General features: G+C 63.5%; 29 protein-coding genes, 1 tRNA gene and 5 pseudogenes. 17 read left to right on the top strand and 18 right to left on the bottom strand.

The window, feature by feature from the left end:
• Window positions 1–403: 403 nt before the first annotated feature.
• A complete protein-coding gene (locus G6N41_RS17335; protein ID WP_198965238.1) occupies window positions 404–874 on the top strand; it encodes a DUF5994 family protein in 471 nt (156 codons plus the stop codon).
• Between the two features lie 383 nt (window positions 875–1,257).
• Here the strand turns inward: G6N41_RS17335 and G6N41_RS17330 are convergent, their stop codons facing one another.
• The 4 genes from G6N41_RS17330 to G6N41_RS17315 form a co-directional block, all read right to left on the bottom strand.
• Window positions 1,258–1,806, bottom strand: a complete 549-nt coding sequence (locus tag G6N41_RS17330; RefSeq protein WP_231608476.1) for a hypothetical protein — start codon at window positions 1,804–1,806, stop codon at window positions 1,258–1,260.
• A gap of 10 nt (window positions 1,807–1,816) precedes the next feature.
• Window positions 1,817–1,972, bottom strand: coding sequence for a hypothetical protein (locus tag G6N41_RS17325; protein ID WP_198965232.1), 156 nt, complete (start codon window positions 1,970–1,972; stop codon window positions 1,817–1,819).
• Window positions 1,948–2,229 carry a hypothetical protein gene (locus tag G6N41_RS17320; RefSeq protein WP_198965176.1) on the bottom strand — a complete coding sequence of 94 codons (282 nt, stop codon included), beginning with the start codon at window positions 2,227–2,229 and terminating at the stop codon, window positions 1,948–1,950. Before G6N41_RS17320 ends, G6N41_RS17325 begins: the two co-directional genes overlap by 25 nt.
• Before the next feature lie 72 nt (window positions 2,230–2,301).
• On the bottom strand, window positions 2,302–2,517 hold the full coding sequence (locus G6N41_RS17315) for a hypothetical protein (RefSeq protein ID WP_198968062.1): 216 nt from the start codon (window positions 2,515–2,517) through the stop codon (window positions 2,302–2,304).
• A 541-nt stretch (window positions 2,518–3,058) separates the two neighbouring features.
• Between G6N41_RS17315 and G6N41_RS17310 the strand changes: the two genes are divergently transcribed.
• Both G6N41_RS17310 and G6N41_RS17305 read left to right on the top strand, forming a co-directional pair.
• Window positions 3,059–3,265 carry a hypothetical protein gene (locus G6N41_RS17310; RefSeq protein WP_198965237.1) on the top strand — a complete coding sequence of 69 codons (207 nt, stop codon included), beginning with the start codon at window positions 3,059–3,061 and terminating at the stop codon, window positions 3,263–3,265.
• Window positions 3,266–3,901: 636 nt separating this feature from the next.
• The gene (locus tag G6N41_RS17305; RefSeq protein WP_036455643.1) at window positions 3,902–4,105 is read left to right on the top strand and encodes a cold-shock protein; all 204 of its coding nucleotides are present in this window, start codon (window positions 3,902–3,904) and stop codon (window positions 4,103–4,105) included.
• A 377-nt stretch (window positions 4,106–4,482) separates the two neighbouring features.
• On the opposite strand, the gene G6N41_RS17300 is transcribed toward G6N41_RS17305, so the two are convergent.
• Window positions 4,483–4,665, bottom strand: a complete 183-nt coding sequence (locus G6N41_RS17300; RefSeq protein ID WP_020728837.1) for a hypothetical protein — start codon at window positions 4,663–4,665, stop codon at window positions 4,483–4,485.
• Between the two features lie 384 nt (window positions 4,666–5,049).
• Here G6N41_RS17300 and G6N41_RS17295 point away from each other — a divergent pair, with 384 nt between their 5' ends.
• On the top strand, window positions 5,050–6,684 hold the full coding sequence (locus G6N41_RS17295; RefSeq protein WP_198965236.1) for a fatty acyl-AMP ligase: 1,635 nt from the start codon (window positions 5,050–5,052) through the stop codon (window positions 6,682–6,684).
• Between the two features lie 65 nt (window positions 6,685–6,749).
• Entirely contained in the window at window positions 6,750–7,553 is an 804-nt protein-coding gene (locus G6N41_RS17290) for a GAF and ANTAR domain-containing protein (protein ID WP_036455888.1), read from the top strand.
• Window positions 7,554–7,561: 8 nt separating this feature from the next.
• On the opposite strand, the gene G6N41_RS17285 is transcribed toward G6N41_RS17290, so the two are convergent.
• The 4 genes from G6N41_RS17285 to G6N41_RS17270 all read right to left on the bottom strand — a co-directional run bounded on the left by G6N41_RS17285 (window position 7,562) and on the right by G6N41_RS17270 (window position 11,440).
• Window positions 7,562–8,317, bottom strand: a complete 756-nt coding sequence (locus G6N41_RS17285; RefSeq protein ID WP_198965235.1) for a GAF and ANTAR domain-containing protein — start codon at window positions 8,315–8,317, stop codon at window positions 7,562–7,564.
• A 39-nt stretch (window positions 8,318–8,356) separates the two neighbouring features.
• Window positions 8,357–9,064 carry a GAF and ANTAR domain-containing protein gene (locus G6N41_RS17280; protein ID WP_198965234.1) on the bottom strand — a complete coding sequence of 236 codons (708 nt, stop codon included), beginning with the start codon at window positions 9,062–9,064 and terminating at the stop codon, window positions 8,357–8,359.
• A 238-nt stretch (window positions 9,065–9,302) separates the two neighbouring features.
• Window positions 9,303–10,352 carry a glycosyltransferase gene (locus tag G6N41_RS17275; protein WP_117406112.1) on the bottom strand — a complete coding sequence of 350 codons (1,050 nt, stop codon included), beginning with the start codon at window positions 10,350–10,352 and terminating at the stop codon, window positions 9,303–9,305.
• On the bottom strand, window positions 10,349–11,440 hold the full coding sequence (locus tag G6N41_RS17270) for a glycosyltransferase (RefSeq protein ID WP_198967901.1): 1,092 nt from the start codon (window positions 11,438–11,440) through the stop codon (window positions 10,349–10,351). Before G6N41_RS17270 ends, G6N41_RS17275 begins: the two co-directional genes overlap by 4 nt.
• A 335-nt stretch (window positions 11,441–11,775) precedes the next feature.
• On the opposite strand from G6N41_RS17270, the gene G6N41_RS17265 reads away from it, so the two are divergent.
• The 4 genes from G6N41_RS17265 (at window position 11,776) to G6N41_RS28765 (ending at window position 13,063) form a co-directional block, all read left to right on the top strand.
• Window positions 11,776–11,991, top strand: a complete 216-nt coding sequence (locus G6N41_RS17265) for a hypothetical protein (RefSeq protein WP_198968057.1) — start codon at window positions 11,776–11,778, stop codon at window positions 11,989–11,991.
• 72 nt (window positions 11,992–12,063) lie between these two features.
• Window positions 12,064–12,345 (top strand): hypothetical protein, encoded by a 282-nt coding sequence (locus G6N41_RS17260; RefSeq protein WP_198965176.1) that lies wholly within the window; start codon window positions 12,064–12,066, stop codon window positions 12,343–12,345.
• Window positions 12,321–12,482, top strand: a complete 162-nt coding sequence (locus G6N41_RS17255; protein ID WP_198913342.1) for a hypothetical protein — start codon at window positions 12,321–12,323, stop codon at window positions 12,480–12,482. Before G6N41_RS17260 ends, G6N41_RS17255 begins: the two co-directional genes overlap by 25 nt.
• A gap of 5 nt (window positions 12,483–12,487) precedes the next feature.
• Window positions 12,488–13,063, top strand: a complete 576-nt coding sequence (locus G6N41_RS28765) for a hypothetical protein (protein WP_231608558.1) — start codon at window positions 12,488–12,490, stop codon at window positions 13,061–13,063.
• A gap of 89 nt (window positions 13,064–13,152) precedes the next feature.
• Here the strand turns inward: G6N41_RS28765 and trxA are convergent, their stop codons facing one another.
• The 3 genes from trxA to G6N41_RS17235 form a co-directional block, all read right to left on the bottom strand.
• Window positions 13,153–13,506, bottom strand: a complete 354-nt coding sequence (gene trxA / locus G6N41_RS17245; protein ID WP_015357726.1) for a thioredoxin — start codon at window positions 13,504–13,506, stop codon at window positions 13,153–13,155.
• Window positions 13,503–14,501 carry a thioredoxin-disulfide reductase gene (gene trxB / locus G6N41_RS17240; RefSeq protein WP_020731169.1) on the bottom strand — a complete coding sequence of 333 codons (999 nt, stop codon included), beginning with the start codon at window positions 14,499–14,501 and terminating at the stop codon, window positions 13,503–13,505. The genes trxA and trxB overlap by 4 nt, the downstream gene beginning before the upstream one ends.
• Before the next feature lie 89 nt (window positions 14,502–14,590).
• The gene (locus G6N41_RS17235; protein WP_198965233.1) at window positions 14,591–15,340 is read right to left on the bottom strand and encodes a hypothetical protein; all 750 of its coding nucleotides are present in this window, start codon (window positions 15,338–15,340) and stop codon (window positions 14,591–14,593) included.
• Between the two features lie 143 nt (window positions 15,341–15,483).
• On the opposite strand from G6N41_RS17235, the gene G6N41_RS17230 reads away from it, so the two are divergent.
• The 7 genes from G6N41_RS17230 (at window position 15,484) to G6N41_RS17200 (ending at window position 18,884) form a co-directional block, all read left to right on the top strand.
• Complete coding sequence (locus tag G6N41_RS17230) at window positions 15,484–15,795, top strand: hypothetical protein (RefSeq protein WP_198968063.1); 312 nt, start codon at window positions 15,484–15,486, stop codon at window positions 15,793–15,795.
• Window positions 15,771–16,052, top strand: coding sequence for a hypothetical protein (locus tag G6N41_RS17225; RefSeq protein WP_198965176.1), 282 nt, complete (start codon window positions 15,771–15,773; stop codon window positions 16,050–16,052). Before G6N41_RS17230 ends, G6N41_RS17225 begins: the two co-directional genes overlap by 25 nt.
• Entirely contained in the window at window positions 16,028–16,183 is a 156-nt protein-coding gene (locus tag G6N41_RS17220) for a hypothetical protein (RefSeq protein ID WP_198965232.1), read from the top strand. Before G6N41_RS17225 ends, G6N41_RS17220 begins: the two co-directional genes overlap by 25 nt.
• A gap of 10 nt (window positions 16,184–16,193) precedes the next feature.
• Window positions 16,194–16,730, top strand: coding sequence for a hypothetical protein (locus G6N41_RS28760; RefSeq protein ID WP_231608557.1), 537 nt, complete (start codon window positions 16,194–16,196; stop codon window positions 16,728–16,730).
• A gap of 86 nt (window positions 16,731–16,816) precedes the next feature.
• A complete protein-coding gene (locus G6N41_RS17210; protein WP_198965231.1) occupies window positions 16,817–17,023 on the top strand; it encodes an aldo-keto reductase family protein in 207 nt (68 codons plus the stop codon).
• Window positions 17,024–17,069: 46 nt separating this feature from the next.
• Window positions 17,070–18,332 carry a thiolase family protein gene (locus G6N41_RS17205; RefSeq protein WP_198965230.1) on the top strand — a complete coding sequence of 421 codons (1,263 nt, stop codon included), beginning with the start codon at window positions 17,070–17,072 and terminating at the stop codon, window positions 18,330–18,332.
• 30 nt (window positions 18,333–18,362) lie between these two features.
• A complete protein-coding gene (locus G6N41_RS17200; protein ID WP_198965229.1) occupies window positions 18,363–18,884 on the top strand; it encodes a DNA-3-methyladenine glycosylase I in 522 nt (173 codons plus the stop codon).
• Here G6N41_RS17200 and G6N41_RS17195 read toward each other — a convergent pair.
• The 4 genes and pseudogenes from G6N41_RS17195 to G6N41_RS17185 form a co-directional block, all read right to left on the bottom strand.
• Window positions 18,881–19,752: pseudogene (locus tag G6N41_RS17195) on the bottom strand (IS5 family transposase). The gene G6N41_RS17200 and the pseudogene G6N41_RS17195 overlap by 4 nt on opposite strands.
• Window positions 19,753–19,798: 46 nt before the next feature.
• Window positions 19,799–20,096: pseudogene (locus tag G6N41_RS17190) on the bottom strand (WXG100 family type VII secretion target).
• Between the two features lie 202 nt (window positions 20,097–20,298).
• Window positions 20,299–20,529: pseudogene (locus tag G6N41_RS30080) on the bottom strand (hypothetical protein); the annotation flags it as partial.
• Window positions 20,530–20,544: 15 nt separating this feature from the next.
• On the bottom strand, window positions 20,545–21,066 hold the full coding sequence (locus G6N41_RS17185) for a phage major capsid protein (RefSeq protein WP_198965228.1): 522 nt from the start codon (window positions 21,064–21,066) through the stop codon (window positions 20,545–20,547).
• Window positions 21,067–21,381: 315 nt separating this feature from the next.
• On the opposite strand from G6N41_RS17185, the pseudogene G6N41_RS30075 reads away from it, so the two are divergent.
• Window positions 21,382–21,609: pseudogene (locus G6N41_RS30075) on the top strand (tyrosine-type recombinase/integrase); the annotation flags it as partial.
• An 82-nt stretch (window positions 21,610–21,691) separates the two neighbouring features.
• On the opposite strand, the pseudogene G6N41_RS17175 reads toward G6N41_RS30075, so the two are convergent.
• Window positions 21,692–23,245 (bottom strand): annotated as a pseudogene (locus tag G6N41_RS17175) (IS481-like element ISMyma5 family transposase).
• A gap of 287 nt (window positions 23,246–23,532) precedes the next feature.
• Window positions 23,533–23,606, bottom strand: a tRNA-Pro gene (locus G6N41_RS17170).
• Between the last annotated feature and the right edge of the window lie 43 nt (window positions 23,607–23,649).

Here is a 23,649-nt window from a genome sequence, read left to right as displayed (position 1 = left end):
TCCTCCCAGTGGATTTCCGTGTGATAGCAGCGGCTTTCGCAGTAGGAACAACGACACTCGGCAGACGCGGTCCTGCCATACCGCGGCAAACACCGATGCGCACAGCCACCGGCTGCGATAGCTATGACACCGTGTTGCCTGCTAGAAGCTCCAGCGGGATTACGCTGAACTGGTTAGTTGTGGCAGCCGCAACTCATGGCGATCCGTCTGCAGAGTCGATCGACCAACTGCCCGCCATACGCTGGAGGTGTGTCGGTCGTACCAACCGGCGGGTAGTCATTGGTGCTGGACCACCCGAGTAGTGTTAGAAGCATCGTCGATAGACCGCACCTGGCTAGTCAAGCCACGTCGTCGCCGATTCGAATAATTTGGCCGGTTTCGCGGTCGAGACAGGAGCGTCGATATGACGCTGAAGAAGGATCAACACGAGGTCGGCAGCCGGCACACCCCTCCGGAAAGCACCCCGCGCTTGAGGCTCAAGCCCAAGGCTCCACAGAGCGGGTATGTCGACGGCGCATGGTGGCCGCACAGCGCGGACCTCACGACAGAACTGCCCGATCTGCTTTCGGTGCTGTCGGTCCGCCTTGGACCAATCAGCCGCGTGATCTACAACCTGAACGAATGGTCCTTGCCGCCAAGTAAATTTGCGACCGGTGGACGAACGGTACGACTGGATGGATATCGCCTCCAGCCGGTCAACACCGTCGAAGTCCTCGGACTCAATCGCAACAAGATCGTCCTGCTGGTGGTTTCCCCTCAGGCCGGCTCCGACCAGGCGCACACCATCATGATGACCGCAGCGGAGGCCGACAACGCTGCGCCGGTCGACAGCCTCCTTGGGGCTGGCGCGCAAGAGAGCAAACCCCATATCTAGCGCTCCGATACGCACCTCCATCAGGCAAGAACACGGAAAATCAACAGAACTCGATCGAATGCGAACAGCGTCGTGACTGTGCTCGCCTTGCCGGCTCGGGAGTTGACCCAGGTGCCTGGTAGACAGACGGAACATCGTGGGGTGCGGGGCGCATCGAAAAGTTGCCTGCCCCAACGCCCAGTGGGGGCACCACGCTCCGTTGCTGCAGGGAACCCCACCAGGCGGCTCTTGACAGCGCTCGATACTTCACGGTCCGCCCACAACAATTCCCATGTACTGCCAGGTCAGCGAGTCTTCAGCCGCAAGCCACCGTGATGCATCAAGTCAAGATGCCTGCGAAACCTGGTTCATGCATCAGGTAAGGAATGCCCGCGAAATCGGGGTCAGGTGGTGGTCTTGCTTTTGATGCGGATGCCGGCTTTGAGGGCGGGTAGAGCGGCGGGTATGGCGGCGAGGTAGAGCTGTTCGGTCTTGTCTTTGGCGAGTCTGAGCAGGGCGGCTTGCAGGTCGGCGATCTGGTGGGCGATCGCGGCGGGGTTGAGGCTGTTGCGGTAGGTGAGCAGCTCTGTTTGTTGGGCCGCTGAGAGGACTCCGGCGGCCAGCAGCCGGTCCAGGGGGGTCTGGGGCTTGTCGTAGAGCCGGCGGCGGTGACCGTCGCGGCTGCAGCCGTAGCTGATGGGTTTGATGGTGGGGGTCAGGTAGTTGAGCCGGTCGTTGACCAGGTGCCACAGCCGGTTGAGCACGGCGCGTTCTTCGTCGGTGTCGTAGCGGTAGTAGAACCCGTAGCGACGCACGAGGTGGTTGTTTTTGGACTCGATGGTGGCCTGGTCGTTCTTCTTGTAGGGTCGTGAGCGGGTGAAGAAGATCTCCATGTCCGCGGCCCACTTGATGACCGCCTTATTGAGGAATTCGGTGCCGTTGTCGAAGTCCAAACCCGTTACCTTATAGGGATTTTAGTAATTCCGGTTTTGAGGGCGCCCAGGATGTGGGGTGGGCGTTGTTGCGCACCGTGCGGGTGAACACCCAGCCGATGTGCATGTCGGTGAGGTTGACCGTGCGGGCGAACTCACCTTTCAGTGTCGGGCCGCAGTGCGCCACGGTGTCGCCTTCGAAGAACCCCGGAGATTCTTCGGCCTCATCGCCTGCTTTGCAGATGGTGATCGAGGACCGCAGCAGCGGGAGGGTTTCGTCGTCGACACACCCGAGATCTGGTCGCGGGCCTTGGCGCCGCGCAGGTAGCGGTCGATCGTGGCGCTGCTCATCGCCAACAGCTCGGCACGCACCGCCGGGCCGTAACGGTCACGGCCGTCCACCAGTTCGCCGTGGCGTTCTAGAGCATCCAACTGAAGTGCCATGGAAGCGGCCAGATACCGGCCGCACTGCCCGCCTGAGGCCGCCCACACCTTCTGCAACACCTTGAGCGCATCCTAGGAGTACTTCGGATTACGTTGCCGGCGAGTCCGTTTGGCGACCTGCCGACCCGCTCCCGGCGGCGCGGCCGCCGCCCTCAACCGCCGCCTGGCGTTGTCACGCGACCAGCCGGTGACCGCCACCACCTGATCCAGAATCTGCCCCTTGTCCGCCTTCGGCGCCCCCACATACGCCCTGGCGAACTTCGCGGTGATCTCGGCCCGAGACGACATCGACAGCCCACTTCCCATGCCTGCTGAGGATCGACCGTTTCGCGGGCATTTTTACGTGATGCACCGAGGACGCTTCACGGGCATTTCTCGTGATGCTTGCCGGCCACTGGCGGTGTGTCAGCGATTCAGGTACGTTACGAGTAAGTCGGTGGTCCTCGCACGTGGCATTAAGCTTCACGTCATCGCCGGTACCAACTTATCTGGCCGGTTTCGTGGCCGAGAGAGGAGCGTCGTAATGGCGCTGACGCACACCCATTTTCAGGCCTATCGGCCGCATCGCTCAATTGGACTCACTGTCGCGAAGACCCCTGTAGCCGGTGCCGCGCCCCGTGCAGGAGGAGTCGAACGCCTGAACCTGGACGAGCCGGTCATAGCCCCTGATCGAGCCTTCTCGGGTACATGCGGCGGCAGAGTTGCCAACACTACTTACCCGATCGACTAGCACCCACCTAGACACCCAACGCGACGTCGAACCCGTGAGATTGCCGGCCCCTCGGACATCTCATTGCTATTTACACTCCAAATCTTCGAAAGTTGTTTTATGGCGATTGACAATGAAGAACTCGCCGCCTTTATCAAATTTAGTACACGTGATATTCCACCGCACCCCGATATCGGCCGCCGCATACTCAGACGGATCTCCGAGATCGAGCGTAGCTATATTGTGAAAGCGGACAAGAGCACCCTCGCCTCGGGCAAAAAAGCTGTGCCGTGTCGAAATGTGAAATGGGTGCCGCCTGAACGGTAAAGGCCGTCGGCCATCGTGACTGCGGTCGAATGATCAACTTTCCGATCATCAACGTTTCCCATATTTGCATTTGACGATCATGCCCATATGGCCGCAGAAATAGGAGATCCTTGGCGCTTCGAGGCCATCAACTCGGATTTGAACTTCGCGTCGCAAGATCTATTGCCGTCGCTGGGTGAACTGAACATACAGTCCAACGTTGCACCTTGACAGGAGTCTCAGCCAAGATCACCGCCCCCAAAGTCCGCGCAACACCACGCCTCAACCATGGGACGGTCTGCGTAATGGCCTGGCCAAACATCTCGACGGGAAGCCATCTTGACAAACCCACCGGAATTCGCGCAGATGGCGCTACGCCGTTTTTCGGATGTCAATATGGCGTCGACCAGCGATTTTTGCAGATCTCGACTTGATCGGCCGAAAATGAACCCGTCAAACACCTCGTAGCGAACCGAATTCGACGCACCACCGCACCGGTACGGTCGAATACAAAGGTTGACAACGAGCGGACATGGAGCAGTCGAACAATCTTGCAACATCTTGACGCAGAGCGGCTATCTTTTCCGTCCACTTCATGCTACCGTTGGCCACGGGTGTGGCTAACTTACACCCATTTGAAAATAGGAAGAAGTAAGTATGACACAGGGAACCGTAAAATGGTTCAACAGCGACAAGGGCTTTGGCTTTATCGCTCCTGATGGCGGCGCAAAAGATGTGTTCGTCCACCATTCAGAGATCCAAGGGGACGGCTACCGCTCCCTTGATGAGAATCAACGGGTAGAGTTCGAGATCACTCAAGGCCCGAAAGGCCCTCAGGCAGTGGGAGTGACCACCGTCTAAGGATGCGCCATGAAAACCCCCGGGGTCGCTCGGACATCGTCATGATTCCGTCCGAAGGATTGCCTTGTTGGGCGCCCCCGGGTTTTTCGGTATGAGAATGAGAATGGGTGGGCCGACGAGCTAGCGGCCGCTCAGGACCGCCTCGCCAGCTCTGAGCAAGCCAACTGCACACGGGCAGAAGCGACTTGAGGGCTCCCGAGAACGCCGTGCGCCACTGAACTAACAGTCGCCTAGGTTTCCGTCTTTCTTCGTCGCGCGGTCGAGGTCATGGCATGACTGGGCACCTGCGTCGATACCGCGAACGCGAAGTCGATCCCAAAGCTCGAGATTTTGGCGACCGCCGCCCCGTGCCGTCAGCAGTGTTTGCGCCCCGTCTCCTAGGTCAGCGGGATGTCCCTGGCTCTCGAACAGACTGCAAGCAGCGGGATGTCGCGGACCACCGAGCGCGACAGGGCCATTTCCCAAGTCACCGCGGTATCATCTTTCGTGGTTGACTCCGCAGCCACCCGGAATCGTCCGGCGGCGATCTTCAGAGGTCCCTGCCGCAGCGCACCCGCCATACCCGGCTGATTCGACAGTTACGGGGTCGCCGCATTCCTATTGCACTTCGGGACAGTCCCGTGCGCAGCACTTTGGGCGCCGTATCGGTCCGCGCGCCGCGGCCGTTGTTTGCAGGTGAGTGTGTATTGTCAAAGCATCTGAAGTGCTCGACACCTCGCTTCGACCGAAGCGGCGGGCCCTCTTTGGCGGCCCGTGAAGGGGCACGCTCTGTCATCGCAGTTTCACACCGCAATTGTTCGCGCGCCGGCGATCTCGAACCCAGCATCGCGGATCGGTTCCCACGCATTCGTCACATCAGCCATGGATGCGCGGCGGCATTGAACGCTGCGACTCACGATCGGTTGTTAACCGCGGGACCGCCGCGCCAGAGCTAAGGAATAGCCTTGAGCAGATTCACCGAAACGATGTATGACACCGCCCAGTCCAGCTTTAAGGGCATGGTCACCGGCGAGCCGGACCGTCCAGTCCGGCACACCTGGGGTGAGGTGCACGAACGCGCGCGTCGGATCGCGGCCGGTTTGGCCAAGGCCGGTGTCGGCCGCGGTGACGCCGTCCCGGTGCTGGCCGGGGCGCCCGTTGAGATCGCGCCGGCCGCGCAGGGCATCTGGATGCGCGGCGCCAGCCTGACCATGCTTCACCAGCCCACACCGCGAACCGATCTACAGCGCTGGGCGGAGGAAACCGCCGCGGTAATCAAGATCATCGGCGCCAAAGTTGTTGTCATCTCCAACCCCTTCATGGCCGCAGCCCCCTTGTTGTCTGCGCTGGACATGCGGGTACTCATCGTTGGCCAACTCCTCGACAGTGCCCCGATCGATCCCGTCGATACCGACGACGACGATCTCGCGCTGCTCCAATTGACCTCCGGGTCCACCGGATCACCCAAGGCCGTACAGATCACACACCGCAACTTCGTCGCCAACGCCGAGGCGATGCTCATTGGCGCGCAGGTCGACACCGAAACCGACGTGATCGTCAGCTGGCTGCCACTGTTCCACGACATGGGAATGACCGGCTTCTTAACCGTGCCAATGTTTTTCGGCGCCGAGTTAATCAAAGTCACCCCGATGGACTTTCTGCGCGACACCCTGCTGTGGGCAAGGCTCATCGACAAATACCAGGGCACGATGACCGCGGCACCAAATTTCGCCTACAAGCTGCTGGCCAGGCGCCTTCGCAAGCTGGCCAGGCCCGGCCAGTTCGATCTGTCGACGCTGCGCTGGGCGCTGTCGGGTGCTGAACAGGTCGAACCCGCTGACGTCGAAGACCTCTGCGAAGCCGGCAAGCCCTTCGGATTACGTCCGGAGGCAATCCTGCCTGCGTACGGCATGGCCGAGACGACGGTGGCCGTGTCGTTCACCGAATGCAACACCGGCCTCGTAGTCGATGAAGTCGATGCCGACTTGCTCGCCGTACTGCACCGAGCCGTCCCAGCGAACAGGGGCAATACCCGGCGACTGGCCACCCTCGGCAGGCTGCTGAACGGGCTGGAGGCCCGCGTCGTCGACGAAGACGGGGCCGTCCTGCCCGCCCGAGGCGTCGGGGTCATCCACCTGCGAGGTGAACCAGTGACACGGGGCTATGCCACGATGGGCGGTTTCGTTGCGGCACAGGACGACCGCGGTTGGTACGACACCGGCGACCTCGGCTACCTCACCGAGACCGGCCACGTCGTGGTGTGCGGCCGCGTCAAGGACGTGATCATCATGGCCGGTCGCAACATCTACCCCACCGACATCGAACGTGCCGCCGCGCGTGTCGCCAGTGTCCGTCCCGGCTCCGCGGTCGCGGTTCGCCTGGACGCCGGACACCCGCGCGAAACATTCGCTGTCGCAGTGGAATCCAAAAGTTGGGAGGATGCCGCGGAGGTGCGCCGTATCGAGCGTGAAGTAGCCCACGAGGTGGTGGCCGAGGTCGACGTCCGACCCCGCAACGTGGTTGTGCTGGCGCCAGGGAGCGTTCCCAAGACACCGTCGGGCAAGCTACGGCGCGCCCATACATTGGCGCTCATCGACTGAATTCTGGCCAAGCCGAAGAAGAGTAGATTCATCACTCACAAAGGGCGCATGGAGGGAGTGTGTTGTTGACCGACTTCGACGCCCAGCCCGGCCGCGAGGCCCCAGCGCAGGCGTCGGTCTCCCCTAGCCAACTGCAAGCAGACGAAGCCGAATTGTATGCCGGTCTCAACGGGGTGGCCGGGATTGTGGCCGGCGCCCAAGGGGTGATCGACCTTCTCCGGGATGTGGCGGAGTTCGCGGCTCAGGCGATTCCCGGCGCCGATGGCGCGGGTGTGGCATTGATCGACCCACGACGTGGCATCTCCAGCGTCCAAAACTGGGCAGCCACCGAACTGCTCGTGAATGATATCGATACCATTCAGTACCACGAGCTGAGCGAGGGGCCGTGCATCACCTGTATGCAGTCGCGGCGCCCCATTGTGAGTGGGTCGCTCGGAAGTGACAGTCGTTGGCCACACTTCGGCGGCCGAGTAGCCCGGATGCAGGTGCATTCCGCGCTGGCACTACCGCTGATCGTGGGTGACGAGTTGATCGGCTCGATCAATGCCTATGCCAAGAAGCGCGACGCGTTCGCCGAGCACGCCGTCCGATTGGGGTCGCGGTTCGCCAAACCAGCCGCGGTTTCGGTGTACAACGCACAGCTATTGGCCATCGCGCATGAACGTACGACGCGACTGCAACGCGCATTGGATAGCCGAGCGGTCATCGATCAGGCGATCGGCATCATCCGCAGCCGTTCGGGTGACAGCACAGACGGCGCCTTTCAACGACTCATCCGCATCAGCCAAACCGACAACATCAAGCTAAACGTGGTCGCCGAGCAGTTGGTGGAGGAGGCCGTGCGGCGCGCCCGCGCCCGGCACCGCTGAGCCCGCCATCATAGCGGCGCGCCAAGAAGCTCGGCGAATTCCCCCACGAGTGCCGGGCGGGAATCCCGATCGGTCATCAACCTGCGCGCGACGTTGCTCAGGTGTTCGCCGTTGGCCCGTGCGTAGGTGCGCAGCAGATTGAACGCTTCCTCGATGGACACACCCAGCTGCTCTCGCAGCAGCCCTTTAGCCTGCTCGACGATGACGTGGTTGGTCAAGGCCGTACGAAGTCGCGGCAGGACGGTGGCGGGTGTCGGTGTGTGCTCCTGCAGGATCGCTACGCATGCAACGTGTGTCAGCGTTTGACCGACGAGGAGATCCGCTTGGTTGAGCTCACCGACGCGAGTGCCGAACAAGCCGAGGGCACCCAAGACAATGCCGGCGGCACGCATCGGAATGGCGTGCACGGACGCGTATCCCGCTTCGACCGCGGCCGGAACGAAGCTCGGCCACCTCTCGACGGCCGCCCCGAGGTCGGCGACCGAAACGGGATTGCCGCTGAGATAACAGTCCACACATGGGCCTTCGTCAGCCTGCAACTGGAACAGCTCGAGTTCGCGGGCCCGTTGCGATGTCGCGGCAAGCAGCCGAAGTTGCTGCAACGGATCCGCGAGCAGAAATCCCGCGGCCGCGATATCCAGCAACTCCGTGCATCGTTCCGTCAGTGCGGTCAGCAGGTCGACGATGTCGAAGTCATCGAGCAGGCTGTCGACGAGCGAAACGATGGCGTCCAACACGCGGGGTTCACGAGGGATGTCAGTCACGTTGCCCTTCTTCCTGGACTGTTGGTGTGGCCGCGCGCATCAGTCGGCCTCGAGTTTCAGACGGCGGTCGAGGATGTCGCGGGCCACGTCGGTCGCGCTGCGGCCGGTGCTGTAGGCGTGAGCGCGCAGCCGGACCAGGGCCTCCGCAGGTTCAACGTCCAACTGCGCGACAGGCATTCCGGTGGCTTGGCTGACTTCTGCACGACACAGCGTGTTGAGTTCGCCCCAGGCACCGCCGCTGGGATCGCTGACGGCGGCCTGCAGATCGGCATCCATCAGGTCCAGCAGCGGGACAACTGCGAGTTCAGCGGCTGCCACCGCGCTGGTCAGATCATTGCTCGACAGGTGGCCGGGCTGCGCGCGGAAGAGGTCGAGAGCTCCGACATACTCGCCGGCCACAACGACGGGTATTGCGTAGACGCTTCTGATCTGGTGGGCCAACATGGCAGGTCCGTATGCGGGCCAGCGAAACTCCCCTGGATCGGCGAGGTCGACAACCGCAATCGGGATCCGCCGTGCAACAGAATCCAGACACGGCCCCTCCCCGAGAGTGAACTGCAGCTCGTCGTAGTTGCGCGCCGCCATATCACTGGATCCCAGCGTGCCGCTGCTCGTGCCATCGAAAACGATCGAAATTGCGGCTGCATCAACGTCAATAAGGATCACGCAGGCCTCGCACAGACGGTCGGCCGCCGCTACCCCCCGCAGGCCCTTGACGGCGGCAAGGAGCTGCTCCCGGATCGTCACATGTAGCCGAACGCGGTTCGGGCAACCGCACAAGTGCCCGGGAGTCGAGGCGACAACGTCATCCCTCCACCTTTCACTAGTTGGCAGCATTTGACGAGTGCACCACGAATCTCGAACGCGGCTCTGTTGGTGATGGCTCAGAGCTTCTGCCATTACGCCGCGCTTCAGCGTCAGCAGCCACAGCAAACTACACGGCGCCACAGGAACTGCCCGGAGCGACGGTCCGAAAGGCTGGATCCTAGATCTGACGGCTCCCGCCCGGACCAAAGTCATTGCACAGTGCCAAGTGCCGCGCATGCTGCAAAGTCGAGATCAATGCCAAGGTCGACGTCGCGCCCTGGTTTCGGCTCACCCCGTCGGCGTGCAACTCGTCGTACCCGCCGCCTGTGTCCGGGTCCCACATCGGCTCTCTCAGATCGTTGTCGCCCTTGAACCACGCAGCGGCGGCCCTGACTCCGGCGAACCAGATCGGGTTGGTATCGACCGCGGCGGCACGCGCACACGCATCGGCGAGCGTGGATACCTCCAAAGGCTGTTGGTCAAAACCAGGCCTGGCGTCATCGGCTCCTCGGCCCCCGACCGGGGTGGGAGACAGATGGCCGTCAGCTGATTCGAATGCGACCAGCCACGCCAACAGATCCAGGCCGTTGCGGCGCAACGTCGCGTCGGCGAGCACCGCACCCGCAGCGATCATGGCCTCGGGCAGAACAGCGTTCACGTATGTCAGCCGCGGCTCAGGCCACGGCCACACCGGGTCGTTGCTCGGCGCCGACAGCGTAGCGGCAAAGTCAGTGAGCAGTGCGAGAGCCGCCTGGTGCTCGGGGTTGAAAGCGAGGAGTTCGGCGGCACCCAGTGCCGCATAGGCCATCGCCCGCGGTCGTCTCGACCGCGCTCGAGCGGCGCGCTCGAACTGCACGATGGCCGACTCACGGGTCCAGGCGACATTGCTGTGCCCGACCGCTGTGCCCAGGCCCCAGAGGCACCGCCCCCAAGCATCCTCGAGTGCGGGCTCATCGCTCCAACCTCCGGTGTCGTCCATCCGATTCCTGCATGCACCAGTACTGGACTGCGCGTCGTTCAAGAACCGCAACGCAACTCCGGCGAGTCCGTTCAGTGTTCGGTCCGGGCCATGATCGCGGGTGGCAACAACAAGCACTCCGGCCGCATCCTCGGTGCGGTAACCGCCTTCCGGTAGTGGCTCTGCCAGCCGTGCCCGCTCCAGCGTTCCGCGACTATCGGTCAACCGCAGGAGTTGTTCAAAACTTGGCGCTGGCGCAGTGCTGCTCATAGCCGTGCCCGTCGGCGCGCCAGGATCCGCCGCGCCAACGCTTGATACGTGCGTGCGACCAGCGGCCAGGCCATCTCGGGTGCCAGTCGACGCGCCTCGGCTGCCATCGCTCCGGCCAGACGCGGCTCCGTCAACACCTGGCGCAGCGCCGATGACAGCGCATCCGGACGGTCATGCGCCACGACAAGGCCGGCCCCGCCGGAGAGCACTTCGACGGCGTGCGGGAACGCGGTGGCCACCACGGGCCGACCACTGGCGATGGCGCCAATCAGCACGCCGGAGCTGACCTGGTCGGTCGAATCGTAGGGCAGCACCACCGCCGCCGCAGACTGGACCAGGGCGCTCAACATTGGACCGCTGCGGTAACCGGCATCAAAAAGAACCGACCCCGACAAACCGCTGCGCCGCGCCTGTTCTACCAGCGCATCGCGGTACGCCTCGCCGTCGGCGGCCAGCACCTTCGGGTGCGTCGGGCCCGCAACCACGTAACGCGGATTGCCGGGCAGGTCACGAAGCGAACTCATCGCCTCGATCACCCGCTCGATACCCTTACCCGGGCCGAGCAAGCCCCAGGTCAACAGGGTGGGTCGACCGCCTCGTACGTGGGAGGGGTTCACCGAGATGGTTGCACCCTGCCGGATGATGGCAACCCTGCTCCGGTCGATATCGAAGGCACGGTATAGGCGTTGGCCGGCCGCCTCGGACATGGCGACCACTTGGTCGGCCCGCGCCGCCATCTCCTGGGTAATCAAAATCTGTTGTGGTGTAGGGCTTTTAGGAAGATCCTGAACAACTACGATCGACGGCACAGTCAGCCCGTCGATGATACCCAAGGTCCCATCACCATCCACACCGCCGTAGCTCCCGTAGTCGTGCTGGATGACCGCAACGTTGCTGTGGTTCAACAGCTCAACGCAAGCCGCCGCCGATGGCGCTGACCCGTTCACCAGCTCTCCGACGACATCGGAGCTCGATGACGCTTGCCCATCGGACACTCGAACGATACTGACCTCAGAGCCGTTGGCGTTCAACCCACGGGCCAGCGCCGCGCTGAATGTCGCCAGGCCACAACGCGTCGGCGGATACATACCGAGGATGCCAAAACTGGGGCAGCTCGAAACTTCCTGGTCCACAATAGGAACCGTTGATGGCCTAAGGGTAGAGAAAGCGCTCAAAGTGATCCCAACTGCGCTCGTCACCTGCGTGTCCTGCGTAAGTGGTTGCTTGGTGCGGTCAGCGGGAACGCGGCTGACTCATCCCGGACTAGCTGGGTTTTTCAACTTCTTTTAGGATACACGCCCCAATACTGGTCGTGAACGCTGCGGCAAGCATCACGAAAATGCCCGTGAAGCGTCCTCGGTGCATCACGTAAAAATGCCCGCGAAACGGTCGATCCTCAGCAGGCATGGGAAGTGGGCTGTCGATGTCGTCTCGGGCCGAGATCACCGCGAAGTTCGCCAGGGGGTATGTGGGGGCGCCGAAGGCGGGCAAGGGGCAGATTCTGGATCAGGTGGTGGCGGTCACCGGCTGGTCGCGTGACAACGCCCGGCGGCGGTTGAGGGCGGCGGCCGCGCCGCCGGGAGCGGGTCGGCAGGTCGCCAAACGGATTTGCCGGCAACGCAATCCGAAGTACTCCTAGGATGCGCTCAAGGTGTTGCAGAAGGTGTGGGCGGCCTCAGGCGGGCAGTGCGGCCGGTATCTGGCCGCTTCCATGGCACTTCAGTTGGATGCTCTAGAACGCCACGGCGAACTGGTGGACGGCCGTGACCGTTACGGCCCGGCGGTGCGTGCCGAGCTGTTGGCGATGAGCAGCGCCACGATCGACCGCTACCTGCGCGGCGCCAAGGCCCGCGACCAGATCTCGGGTGTGTCGACGACGAAACCCTCCCGCTGCTGCGGTCCTCGATCACCATCTGCAAAGCAGGCGATGAGGCCGAAGAATCTCCGGGGTTCTTCGAAGGCGACACCGTGGCGCACTGCGGCCCGACACTGAAAGGTGAGTTCGCCCGCACGGTCAACCTCACCGACATGCACATCGGCTGGGTGTTCACCCGCACGGTGCGCAACAACGCCCACCCCCACATCCTGGGCGCCCTCAAAACCGGAATTACTAAAATCCCTATAAGGTAACGGGTTTGGACTTCGACAACGGCACCGAATTCCTCAATAAGGCGGTCATCAAGTGGGCCGCGGACATGGAGATCTTCTTCACCCGCTCACGGCCCTACAAGAAGAACGACCAGGCCACCATCGAGTCCAAAAACAACCACCTCGTGCGTCGCTACGGGTTCTACTACCGCTACGACACCGACGAAGAACGCGCCGTGCTCAACCGGCTGTGGCACCTGGTCAACGACCGGCTCAACTACCTGACCCCCACCATCAAACCCATCAGCTACGGCTGCAGCCGCGACGGTCACCGCCGCCGGCTCTACGACAAGCCCCAGACCCCTGGACCGGCTGCTCGCCGCCGGAGTCCTCTCAGCGGCCCAACAAACAGAGCTGCTCACCTACCGCAACAGCCTCAACCCCGCCGCGATCGCCCACCAGATCGCCGACCTGCAAGCCGCCCTGCTCAGACTCGCCAAAGACAAGACCGAACAGCTCTACCTCGCCGCCATACCCGCCGCTCTACCCGCCCTCAAAGCCGGCATCCGCATCAAAAGCAAGACCACCAGCTGACCCCGATTTCGCGGGCATTCCTTACCTGATGCATGAACCAGGTTTCGCAGGCATCTTGACTTGATGCATCACGAACCCCAAGCCAGTCGGGGAGCCGTTTCGGTGGTGCGAACGACAGTTAGCCCAGGTTGGGAACCGCGTCGGATAGCTCACGCAACAGCGCCGCTTTGCCCTTGGCCCCAACGATGCGTTTCACCGGCTCGCCGTCTTTGAACAGGATCATCGTCGGGATGGAGACGACCTGAAAATTGCGGGCCGTTTCCGGGTTGGCGTCCACGTCGAGCTTGGCCACGGTCAAATTGTCCGCACGCTCGGTAGCGATCTCTTCGAGCACCGGCGCCACCATCTTGCACGGCCCGCACCACGTTGCCCAAAAGTCCACCAGCACAGGCTTGTTGCTGGAAAGCACCTCGGTGGAGAAGGAGGCGTCTGACACCTCGATGGTGGCGCTGGACTTTTCGGAATCGGTCATTGCTGTGCTCCAATCAGCGTGTCGGTACTGTCGGCGTCTCCAGTTGCTTCATGTTCGGCCAGCCAACGCTCGGCGTCTATGGCCGCGGCGCACCCGCTGCCGGCGGCGGTGACCGCCTGCCGGTAGGTGCGGTCCACCAGGTCGCCGGCGGCGAAAACACCTTCCAGCGAGGTGCCGGTGGTGCGCCCGTTCACCAGCACGTAGCCATCGGGGTCGACGTCGACGGCGTCGCGCACCAGGCTCGATCGCGGTTCGTGCCCGATCGCGACGAACACGCCGGTTACCGGCAGGGTGGTTTCTTCCCCGGTGACGGTGTCGCGCAACTGCAGTCCGGTGACGGTCGTCTCCCCGTCCACTGCGTGGACGATCTTGTTGGTCAGGATGCGGATCTTGTCGTTGGCCTGGGCCCGATTGATCATGATCTTGGAGGCCCGGAACTCGTCACGACGGTGCACCAGGGTCACGCTGCGGGCGAACCGAGTGAGGAAGGTTGCCTCCTCCATCGCGGAGTCGCCGCCGCCGATCACCGCGATGTCCTGGTCTCGGAAGAAAAATCCGTCACAGGTGGCACAGGAACTCACTCCGCGCCCCAGCAGCTCCTGTTCGCCGGGCACGTGCAGGTAACGCGCGGCCGCGCCCATCGCCAAGATCACCGCGCGCGCCCGATGGGTCTCTCCGTCAGAGGTGACAACAGATTTGATCGGTCCATCCAGCGACACCGACTCGACGTCTTCCATGCGGAGGTCGGCGCCGAAACGGAGCGCCTGCTCGCGCATCTCGTCCATCAACTCCGGGCCGGTGATCCCTTCGCGAAAACCGGGATAGTTCTCCACTTCCGTCGTGGTCATCAGCGCGCCACCGAACGAGGTGCCCTCGAATACCAGCGGAGCCAGCTGAGCACGGGCGGTGTAGAGCGCCGCGGTGTATCCGGCGGGACCGGAGCCGATGACGATCACGTCGTGGATGGTGGCGTCAGCAGAAGAGTCGGTAGTCATACGGGCCTTTCGGGTACGGAGGCGATCACGACTATGAACGCAAGCGTAAGCACTGCTGTTCCCGCCCGCTGCGTCGCACCGGCATGCCGCTAGGAGTCGGGGAGTCGGGGCAGCGTGGTGCTGGCGAGCAGACCGGTGTCAGCCGCGCTGCAATTGAGCGCGACCGCATAGACCGCCAGATCGGCGGGGGCATCGCCGGCCAGCACCAGTAATACGCCTGGACGGGCATTGATGTCGACGGGCTGCGCGCCCAGGATCGGAGTGGATGCCGGGTAGCCGAGGCCGCTGAGGCAGGAGGCGCGTCGCGAGGGATCGGCAAACGGACCGTAGTCGGGGGCGCGCTGGAGCAGGTCGAGGACCTGGTCGTGTGAGAGCGGAATCACTGGAGGAGGCGTGGAAACTGTGATGTGCATCGCGGTGGGCGGGCCGCTTGAGGTCGGCTCGGGTGCGGTGATCAGTGCGGCGGTACCGAGTCCAATTGCGGCGATGAGCGCGATCAGCCCGGCGATGCCGGCCAGGATCTTGTTCGAGTTGGGGCGGGGGCGCGCGGCGTGGGCGGCGGTGGGGCCACCCGACGTCGCGGACCGGACCGCATCGGTGATCCTGGTGGGGAGGCGCGGGGGAGGATCGCCCAACCCGGACGTGTCGGTGCCCGCCTGGGCGACGTCGCGGCGCACGCGTTGTAACGCTTCCAGGGTTGCCGCCGCCTGCGGGTCGGTGCGGATTCGGCGCCGGACTTGGGCGGCGGTTTCATCGTCGAGCAGACCGGCCTGCAGGTCGGCGAGGAGCTCGACGGCCAGCGCCGGGTCCGTGTCCGTTTCGTCCTCGGCCTCATTCATCCGCCCCAGTGTCCGCCATGGCGGGCTCGCTGGCTACGGGCCGGCAAGCATCACGAGAAATGCCCGTGAAGCGTCCTCGGTGGATCACGTAAAAATGCCCGCGAAACGGTCGATCCTCAGCAGGCATGGGAAGTGGGCTGTCGATGTCGTCTCGGGCCGAGATCACCGCGAAGTTCGCCAGGGCGTATGTGGGGGCGCCGAAGGCGGACAAGGGGCAGATTCTGGATCAGGTGGTGGCGGTCACCGGCTGGTCGCGTGACAACGCCAGGCGGCGGTTGAGGGCGGCGGCCGCGCCGCCGGGAGCGGGTCGGCAGGTCGCCAAACGGACTCGCCGGCAACGCAATCCGAAGTACTCTAGGATGCGCTCAAGGTGTTGCAGAAGGTGTGGGCGGCCTCAGGCGGGCAGTGCGGCCGGTACCTGGCCGCTTCCATGGCACTTCAGTTGGATGCTCTAGAACGCCACGGCGAACTGGTGGACGGCCGTGACCGTTACGGCCCGGCGGTGCGTGCCGAGCTGTTGGCGATGAGCAGCGCCACGATCGACCGCTACCTGCGCGGCGCCAAGGCCCGCGACCAGATCTCGGGTGTGTCGACGACGAAACCCTCCCGCTGCTGCGGTCCTCGATCACCATCTGCAAAGCAGGCGATGAGGCCGAAGAATCTCCGGGGTTCTTCGAAGGCGACACCGTGGCGCACTGCGGCCCGACACTGAAAGGTGAGTTCGCCCGCACGGTCAACCTCACCGACATGCACATCGGCTGGGTGTTCACCCGCACGGTGCGCAACAACGCCCACCCCACATCCTGGGCGCCCTCAAAACCGGAATTACTAAAATCCCTATAAGGTAACGGGTTTGGACTTCGACAACGGCACCGAATTCCTCAATAAGGCGGTCATCAAGTGGGCCGCGGACATGGAGATCTTCTTCACCCGCTCACGGCCCTACAAGAAGAACGACCAGGCCACCATCGAGTCCAAAAACAACCACCTCGTGCGTCGCTACGGGTTCTACTACCGCTACGACACCGACGAAGAACGCGCCGTGCTCAACCGGCTGTGGCACCTGGTCAACGACCGGCTCAACTACCTGACCCCCACCATCAAACCCATCAGCTACGGCTGCAGCCGCGACGGTCACCGCCGCCGGCTCTACGACAAGCCCCAGACCCCCCTGGACCGGCTGCTGGCCGCCGGAGTCCTCTCAGCGGCCCAACAAACAGAGCTGCTCACCTACCGCAACAGCCTCAACCCCGCCGCGATCGCCCACCAGATCGCCGACCTGCAAGCCGCCCTGCTCAGACTCGCCAAAGACAAGACCGAACAGCTCTACCCCGCCGCTCTACCCGCCCTCAAAGCCGGCATCCGCATCAAAAGCAAGACCACCACCTGACCCAGATTTCGCGGGCATTCCTTACCTGATGCATGAACCAGGTTTCGCAGGCATCTTGACTTGATGCATCACGGACACCCGCGCAAGTGCTTCTGGCCTGGGGTATTCAACGCGGCACCGCGGTTCTGACCGGATCAGTTGCGCCGTCCCGCATCAGCGAGAACTTCGACGTCACCGCGCTTCCCGAGACCGCGATCCAGGACATCAACGAGCGGCTCATCACCCGGTACCGATTCAATTCCGTTGTCGACACGGGTGAACCGGGCTTCGCCGAGGTGCCACGAGGCAGTTGACAGATACAGGCAAGCGTTGGCCGATAGAGATTGGTGGGTCCTGGCGATGGCTGCGGCGTTCATTCTTGGTGGGGTACGCACACCGTTCGCGCGATACGGGGGATCGCTGTCGCATCTGCGGCTCGACGATCTGCTGGGGATGACGATGCGAGGTGCCTGTGAGCGCATCGGGGTACCGCTCGAGCAGGTCGAAGACATCATCGCCGGGTGCGTGAACACAGCTCATGAGGGAATGGGCGATGTCGCGCGATGGGCTGCACTGGCCGCCGGCTTCCCGGACAGTGTCGCCGCCGCTACGATCAACCGGTTCTGCGGCTCCTCGGTGAGCGCGACGGTCTCCATCAGCCATGCAATCATAGCCGGCGACTTGGATGTTGGTATCGCCTGCGGTGTTGAATCGATGTCCCGATCGGGCTGGGCCTGGATGAAGGGCGACGCATCGTTATCCCCCCGCGGTCCCGTTTTTCTGCTCGACACGATGTGGGCCGGGGCGGGCGGGCCCCCGAACCCAGTCTTGTTGGCCCGCAATGCGTACATCTCGATGATCGAGACAGCACAGAACGTGGCGGATCGTTATGGACTGACACGTACGGAAATTGATGCCTTCGCCGTGCGGTCCCAGCACCGTGCCGCAGCGGCTCGCGACTCCGGCCGGCTGGCCAAAGAGATCATGCCCGTGTCGATCCCGGCAACCAAGACCACTGAAGCGCGAGTATTCGAGCACGACGAGTTCATTCGCGATGACACCACCGCCGAACGGCTGGCCGCTCTGCCGGCTCAATCCGGCACCACCCAGATGACCGCCGGCAACTCATCCCCACTCACCGATGGTGCCAGCTCCATCGTGATCGCCTCACAAGCGAAGGCAGCCGAACTCGGCATCGATCCGATGGCCAGGGTGGTGTCTTCGGCGGTCTACGCGCTCGACCCATTGATCATGGGACTCGCACCGGCGTGGGCGATTCCATTGGCGCTCAGACGCGCCGGACTCAACCCCGGCCAGGTCGACGTCTGGGAAGTGCACGAAGCATTCAGCGCACAAGCGCTGGGAGTGCTACGCGAACTATCGACCCAGCTGGACGGGTTTACCATCCCCGATGACAACCTCAACCCCAATGGAGGAGCGGTCGCTACCGGCCATCCATTCGGCGCGTCCGGCAGCCGGTACGTGCTGACCCTGGCCACCGAACTGCGGGAACGCAACGCCCGATACGGGGTGATCGGTGTGTGCATCGGCTCCGGGCAGGGTATCGCGCTGGTCCTGGAGAATCCTCAGGCTGATGACGAAAGTCCTACGCAAGCAGTTTAATAAGGCCGTTGGGACGACTTGATGAAGGCGATGGCCGGTGTCGATATGCGACCAGATCTGGCTACCGTGGTATCCGCTGCTGACGGCGTCACCCGCTGCCGTTGGGCCACCGAGACGGGTCGCGACCTGACCGCATACCACGATCAGGAATGGGGAACGCCGACATACAACGAGGCCATGCTGTTCGAAGCGCTGGTGCTGACCTACTTCGAGAACGGCCTGTCCTGGGTCACCGTCTTCGACAAGCGAGACAACCTGCGCGCGGCTTTTCACCGGTTCGACCCGTTGGCCGTGGCCGCGATGACCCCCGACGATGTCGAACGACTGATGGTCGATGCCTCCATCATCCGCAATCGGCAAAAAATCGAAGCCACGTTGCACAACGCCCGTCTGCTGTCGAAATACTCGTTGTCACAGCTGGTGTGGCGACATCAACCCAGTCAGCACTATCGGCTACGGAGCTGGGCCGATGGCCGGATGGTGAGCCCGGAGTCCCGCCGGCTTTCCGTCGAGTTGCGGGAAGCGGGGTTTCGACTAGGTCCTGTCTGCTAATTGCGGACGCGGTGGTAGGTGATGATGGCGGCCAGGGTGACACCGCCGAGGTAGGTCAGGGCGTATTTGTCGTAGCAGGTGGCGACCGCGCGCCAGTGTTTGAGCCGGTTGAAGCTTCGCTCGACGGTGTTGCGGTGCTTGTAGATTCGGCCTGAGAACCCCGGAGGCCGTCCTCTGTTGCGGCCTTTGGCTTTGCGGCGGGTGATCTGGTCGCTGCGCTCGGGGATGGTATGGGCGATCTTGAGCCGGCGCAGCTGTGCCCGCGTCGAGTCATGGGAGTACGCCTTGTCCGCCAGCAGGCGAAACGGGCGTATGAGTTGCTGCGCCGGGCGGCCAGCAATGGCCAAAGCATCGGATTATCACCGGCTTGACCGGCCGACAGTGCCAGGGTGACCGGACTGCACAGCTGGTCGGTCAAGGCGTGGATCTTGGTAGTCAGCCCGCCGCGGGAACGCCCAATGGCGTGGTCATCGGGCTCATCGAGATATTTCTTGTAATTCGACAGATCCCCCTGTGCGGCGCCCGGGCGCGCTCCGGCTGCGTGTTGGTGGGCGCGCACACTGGTCGAATCGACCGACAACAGTGCGCCCAGGTCGGCGTCCTCGGCGTCGAGGTCAGAGGCGATCGCCGCGAAGATCCGCGCGTAGATGCCATCGACCGACCAGCGTAGATGCCTCTCGGCCACCGATTGCCAGGGACCGAAGTGCTCGGGCAGGTCACGCCACGGAGATCCCGTACGGTAACGCCAGATAATGCCCTCCAGAGTACGTCGATGATCGTTCCACGGCCGGCCACGCCGCCGCCCCGCAGGCAACACCGCCACGATCAGCGACCACAAATCATCAGAAATCGCATGCGTCCGCATCACCCAAACAGCATCAGCCAAAACACCATTCACATTAAGCAGACACGCCCTAGCTGCTGAGGACTTGCGGGGAGGCCTGCTCTTGCTGTTCGTAGTTGTTGGCATCGCGAACCAGACCGTCACGCACTCCGTGCAACATGTTCACGATGTTGCGCAACGCCTGATTCATCTGACCCATCGTGTCCAACGAGGTCGCCTCGGCGTCACCACTGCAGCCCGCGCCGGAAATGTTCTGCGCGGACGCGTACATCCTGCGGACCTCGTCCTCTACCGTCTGAGCGTGCACGGTAAAGCGGCCCGCCCATGCCTCGCATCTGGTCCGGGTCCGTCACAAACCGGGTAGACATCACGCTGCCCCTTTCCTTCATGGTCCGTACATGGTTTGTCTGTATTGAAAATTCGTATCGCTTGAGCCGGGGCACCTACTCGTTGAGCGCGCCGCGGTTGCCGGACTGTCAGCTTCGACCGATAACCCCCGCCCTTAGACCCCGGTCCGTGGCACCACGCTGGGCCGAGATTGCTCGACGTGGATGCCACTGCCGCCGCGCTTCATCCGCGCGGGAATGCCACCGCCAGCTCCGCTCGGTGCCATCGGCATGCTCGGCATGCCACCGGTACCGCCCACGGCGGCGGCACCGCAGCGTTCACGCTGGCCATGTTGCTGACTTCCCAGATGTGATTGCCGCACAGCATCGGCGGATCAGCCTGCACGTTAGGGAACTTCAGCGCCCCGTTGGTGGTCTCCGCCTGCCTCAGAACGTTGATCGTGGTGAGGTTGGCGGCGAACGCCGAATTTCATTGGGACCGCGGCAGGCGCACCGACTGGAGCGCGTTGGGGTCGGCGGCCACGACCGCGTCGCTGACAGTGCCCGGCACAACGACCTCAGATGTACCCGTCAAAGCGGAGATGAACCCGGTCGGCTGACCGGTACCGGTGCCGTTCACATGGGCTGTCACCTTAAATTGGTGAATCGCATCGACCAGCGGCGCCCGCACCTGATCGACAAAGCCGGCCCCGTCCCGACCAACCTCGAACGAGAAGCGGAACCCACGCACTCCCGTGATAATTCGGCACCGAGGGTTTACCCAGCTTCGGCGAATCGTCCGAACTTCCTCAGCCTCGGAGTACCAGTTCGCCGTCACACCAGCGGACGAGACACCGTGCCACACATCGCCGATCGTCTGCACCACCCTCGCCATCTCCGGCAGCGGATCCGTATATCCAACCCGCACGCGATTGTCGCCGCAGTTCTCAAGGCCGCTAAGTCGTTGCGCTACTACCCGGCGCCGGCGCTCATCGCGGTCACTGGCCTGCATCGTGGCGAAGCGTTGGCGTTGTGGTGGGACCGCAGCGTTGTAAACCTTGACGAAGGCTGATTAAGGTCCGCAGGACGCTAGGTCGGGTCGGCAATCGGCTGGACAGCTCTGAGCCAAAAAACCGAGCCTTCACGGCATGGTGCCGCTCTCCCCCGCCGTAGTTGCGGTGCTGCGCAGGCCCAAGGCCGCCCAGGCAGCCGAGAAGCTACGGGCCGGGGAACCGATGGCGCGACAGCGGCCTGGTGTCCCCCAACGAGTTCGGCGGGCCGGTCGACCCCAGGAATCTGCTGGGGCCGTTGAGGTGCCGCGAAGGCTGCCGATGTCAAGGATGTCAGGGTGCATACCCTGCGCCACAGTATGACGGTCGCACGGCTAGAGTCCGGCGTTCACATCAAGACCGTGGCCGACTTGGTTGGCCATTCCTCCAGCGCGATCACTGGCGATATTTGCCGGCACCCGTCAGACGAAGCCGCCCGTAGCGCAGTCGACTGGGATGGAGCAGAAGTGAACACTCTTTCGTGTCAAGTTTCGGTACCCGCTTGACGGATGAGTTCCGGTAGGTGCGTTACAGGGCGTGGGCCTTGGTGGTTAAGGGCGTTTCCCGCGTCGGTGTGGTGGGTGCCGGTCAAGGGGCCGGGGTCAAGGCTCGGCCCTCGGGCCGACCGCGCAGCGGCGTGGCCTTGACCCCGGGACCCTCCGGTGCATCCTGGCGCGGCTTGCGGGGACGGCCATGCGGGGTGGCGAAGGCGCCGTGTTCCTTGGCCCGGTCATGGCGGATGGCATGGGTCCGCACGATCGCTCCCGCGCACGCGATCTGCACTGACTCCGCCACGATCGACACCTCGACTTGCTTTCCCCGCCACACCCTTCCGGCCCGATACATCGTCCCCGCGAACGAGACATCACCGTTGCTGTCGACCACCCGGGTCACCACGATCCCGCTGGTGACCGGCCGCGCCGTCCGCCGGCCCTGCCGGACCACTCCCGTCGTGTTGTCGGTCTTGCGGTGCTGCACGTGCGAGGCCACCAGCACGTCATGGTGATAGATCGACACCAGGTTGTCGGCCACCACCACCGACACCGGCTCTCCGGCCAGCACGATTGGTACCCGGTACCGAAAACCCGCCACACTGATCGACCCATGCCGATTCACCCAGCGGCGCACGCCGGCATCGCGCAGATCCACCGGCGCCCCCGGGTGCTGCCCCTCGGCTGGGACTGCCGCGACCGGCTCGACGACGCTGAGATCCGGACCGGCCGCCAACGCGAACCGGGCCGCCGGCGCCACCATCCCCAACGATTGATGCGGGCGCGCGGTGTTGTAGTACTGCACCCACCGGTCTATCGCGGCCTGCAAATCGGCGATGGCGTCGAACACCCCGTCCACCTCGGCGAAAATCTCCGCCCGCATCGTCTTGTGAAGGCGCTCAACCTTTCCCGTCGTCGTGGGTGAGCGCGGAGCGGTCAACAAATGCCCGATGCCGTTCTCCACACACCCGGTCAAAGAGCACCTCCGCACTGGAGCCACCCGGGCCGAACCGGCCGGTGAACACCTTGCCGTTGTCAGTCAGGATCTGCTCGGGCACCCCGTGGCGGCGCAGCGCCTCCAACAGCGCCGCACAGACCGGCCGTGCCGTCGCCCGCGCGACCACCTTCGCCGACACCACGAACCGGGAATTGTCGTCGATGCCGGTCACCACCTTGACCTCGATGCCATCGCGCAGATGCAGCCCGCCGACCACGTCCATCTGCCACAACTCCATCGGCTGGCCCCGCTCCCAGCGCTTGTAATCGCTGCGCCGCCGGCGACGCTTGGCCGGATCGATACGACCGTTGCGCACCAAAGCCCGATACACACTGGAACGACCCGGCACCACCGGCACACCGTCGCGCTGCAGCTCGTAGACGATGCGGGTCGGGCCCCACCGCGGATGGGCATCACGCAACGTCAACACCCGCGCCTCCACCTCGACTGGCATCTGATGCGGACACCGATGTGGACGCGAAGACCGGTCCTCAAATTCAGCGCCGCACCCTCCTCGGCGTACCGGCGCAACCAGGCATGCACCGTCTGGCGCGACACCCCGAACCGACGGGCAACCGCGGTCACCGGCGCTCCGTCCAACACCTCCAGCACCGCCCGATACCGCATTTCGGACATCCGCAGCTCCTGCAACATGCCGGCCCCTTCCGCAGTCCACCCACGACCACGAAAGAACTCACCGCCACCAGCGGCAACACGCCGGGTGTAAACCACCTACCGGAACTACTGTCGCACACCTACCGAAACCGCGTCCCCAAACCGTCAAACAGCAACCGCAACCCAAACGTCAAGCATGAACCGGAATCGCACAGTGAACACTCTTTCGAGCCCGTTGCGCTACCGGTCCTCAAATGATCCCCAGCGACCCGCGTAACGTTCTACAGAACGCGGCATCACAGCAGATCACCGCCTATTGCCTTCAGTCGGGCTGACAGGATTTGAACCTGCGACCACTTGACCCCCAGTCAAGTGCGCTACCAAACTGCGCCACAGCCCGTTGCCGCCGATGTCTGCATCGGCAGCAGGTCGAAAGCCTACCT

This window comes from Mycobacterium shottsii (assembly GCF_010728525.1).
GTDB lineage: Bacteria > Actinomycetota > Actinomycetes > Mycobacteriales > Mycobacteriaceae > Mycobacterium > Mycobacterium marinum.
This window is presented reverse-complemented; position numbering and strand designations above follow the sequence as displayed.

Coding starts and splice junctions, on each gene's coding strand:
- trxA (WP_015357726.1), bottom strand. CDS start 13,506: ATGACCGATTCCGAAAAGTCCAGCGCCACCATCGAGGTGTCAGACGCC.
- G6N41_RS17320 (WP_198965176.1), bottom strand. CDS start 2,229: ATGGCACTTCAGTTGGATGCTCTAGAACGCCACGGCGAACTGGTGGAC.
- G6N41_RS17270 (WP_198967901.1), bottom strand. CDS start 11,440: ATGTATCCGCCGACGCGTTGTGGCCTGGCGACATTCAGCGCGGCGCTG.
- G6N41_RS17265 (WP_198968057.1), top strand. CDS start 11,776: ATGTCGTCTCGGGCCGAGATCACCGCGAAGTTCGCCAGGGGGTATGTG.
- G6N41_RS17315 (WP_198968062.1), bottom strand. CDS start 2,517: ATGTCGTCTCGGGCCGAGATCACCGCGAAGTTCGCCAGGGCGTATGTG.
- trxB (WP_020731169.1), bottom strand. CDS start 14,501: ATGACTACCGACTCTTCTGCTGACGCCACCATCCACGACGTGATCGTC.
- G6N41_RS17300 (WP_020728837.1), bottom strand. CDS start 4,665: ATGGCGGGTGCGCTGCGGCAGGGACCTCTGAAGATCGCCGCCGGACGA.
- G6N41_RS17275 (WP_117406112.1), bottom strand. CDS start 10,352: ATGAGCAGCACTGCGCCAGCGCCAAGTTTTGAACAACTCCTGCGGTTG.
- G6N41_RS17305 (WP_036455643.1), top strand. CDS start 3,902: ATGACACAGGGAACCGTAAAATGGTTCAACAGCGACAAGGGCTTTGGC.
- G6N41_RS17335 (WP_198965238.1), top strand. CDS start 404: ATGACGCTGAAGAAGGATCAACACGAGGTCGGCAGCCGGCACACCCCT.
- G6N41_RS17200 (WP_198965229.1), top strand. CDS start 18,363: ATGGCCGGTGTCGATATGCGACCAGATCTGGCTACCGTGGTATCCGCT.
- G6N41_RS17235 (WP_198965233.1), bottom strand. CDS start 15,340: ATGAATGAGGCCGAGGACGAAACGGACACGGACCCGGCGCTGGCCGTC.
- G6N41_RS17310 (WP_198965237.1), top strand. CDS start 3,059: ATGGCGATTGACAATGAAGAACTCGCCGCCTTTATCAAATTTAGTACA.
- G6N41_RS17230 (WP_198968063.1), top strand. CDS start 15,484: ATGTCGTCTCGGGCCGAGATCACCGCGAAGTTCGCCAGGGCGTATGTG.
- G6N41_RS17225 (WP_198965176.1), top strand. CDS start 15,771: ATGGCACTTCAGTTGGATGCTCTAGAACGCCACGGCGAACTGGTGGAC.
- G6N41_RS17260 (WP_198965176.1), top strand. CDS start 12,064: ATGGCACTTCAGTTGGATGCTCTAGAACGCCACGGCGAACTGGTGGAC.
- G6N41_RS17205 (WP_198965230.1), top strand. CDS start 17,070: ATGGCTGCGGCGTTCATTCTTGGTGGGGTACGCACACCGTTCGCGCGA.
- G6N41_RS17185 (WP_198965228.1), bottom strand. CDS start 21,066: ATGCAGGCCAGTGACCGCGATGAGCGCCGGCGCCGGGTAGTAGCGCAA.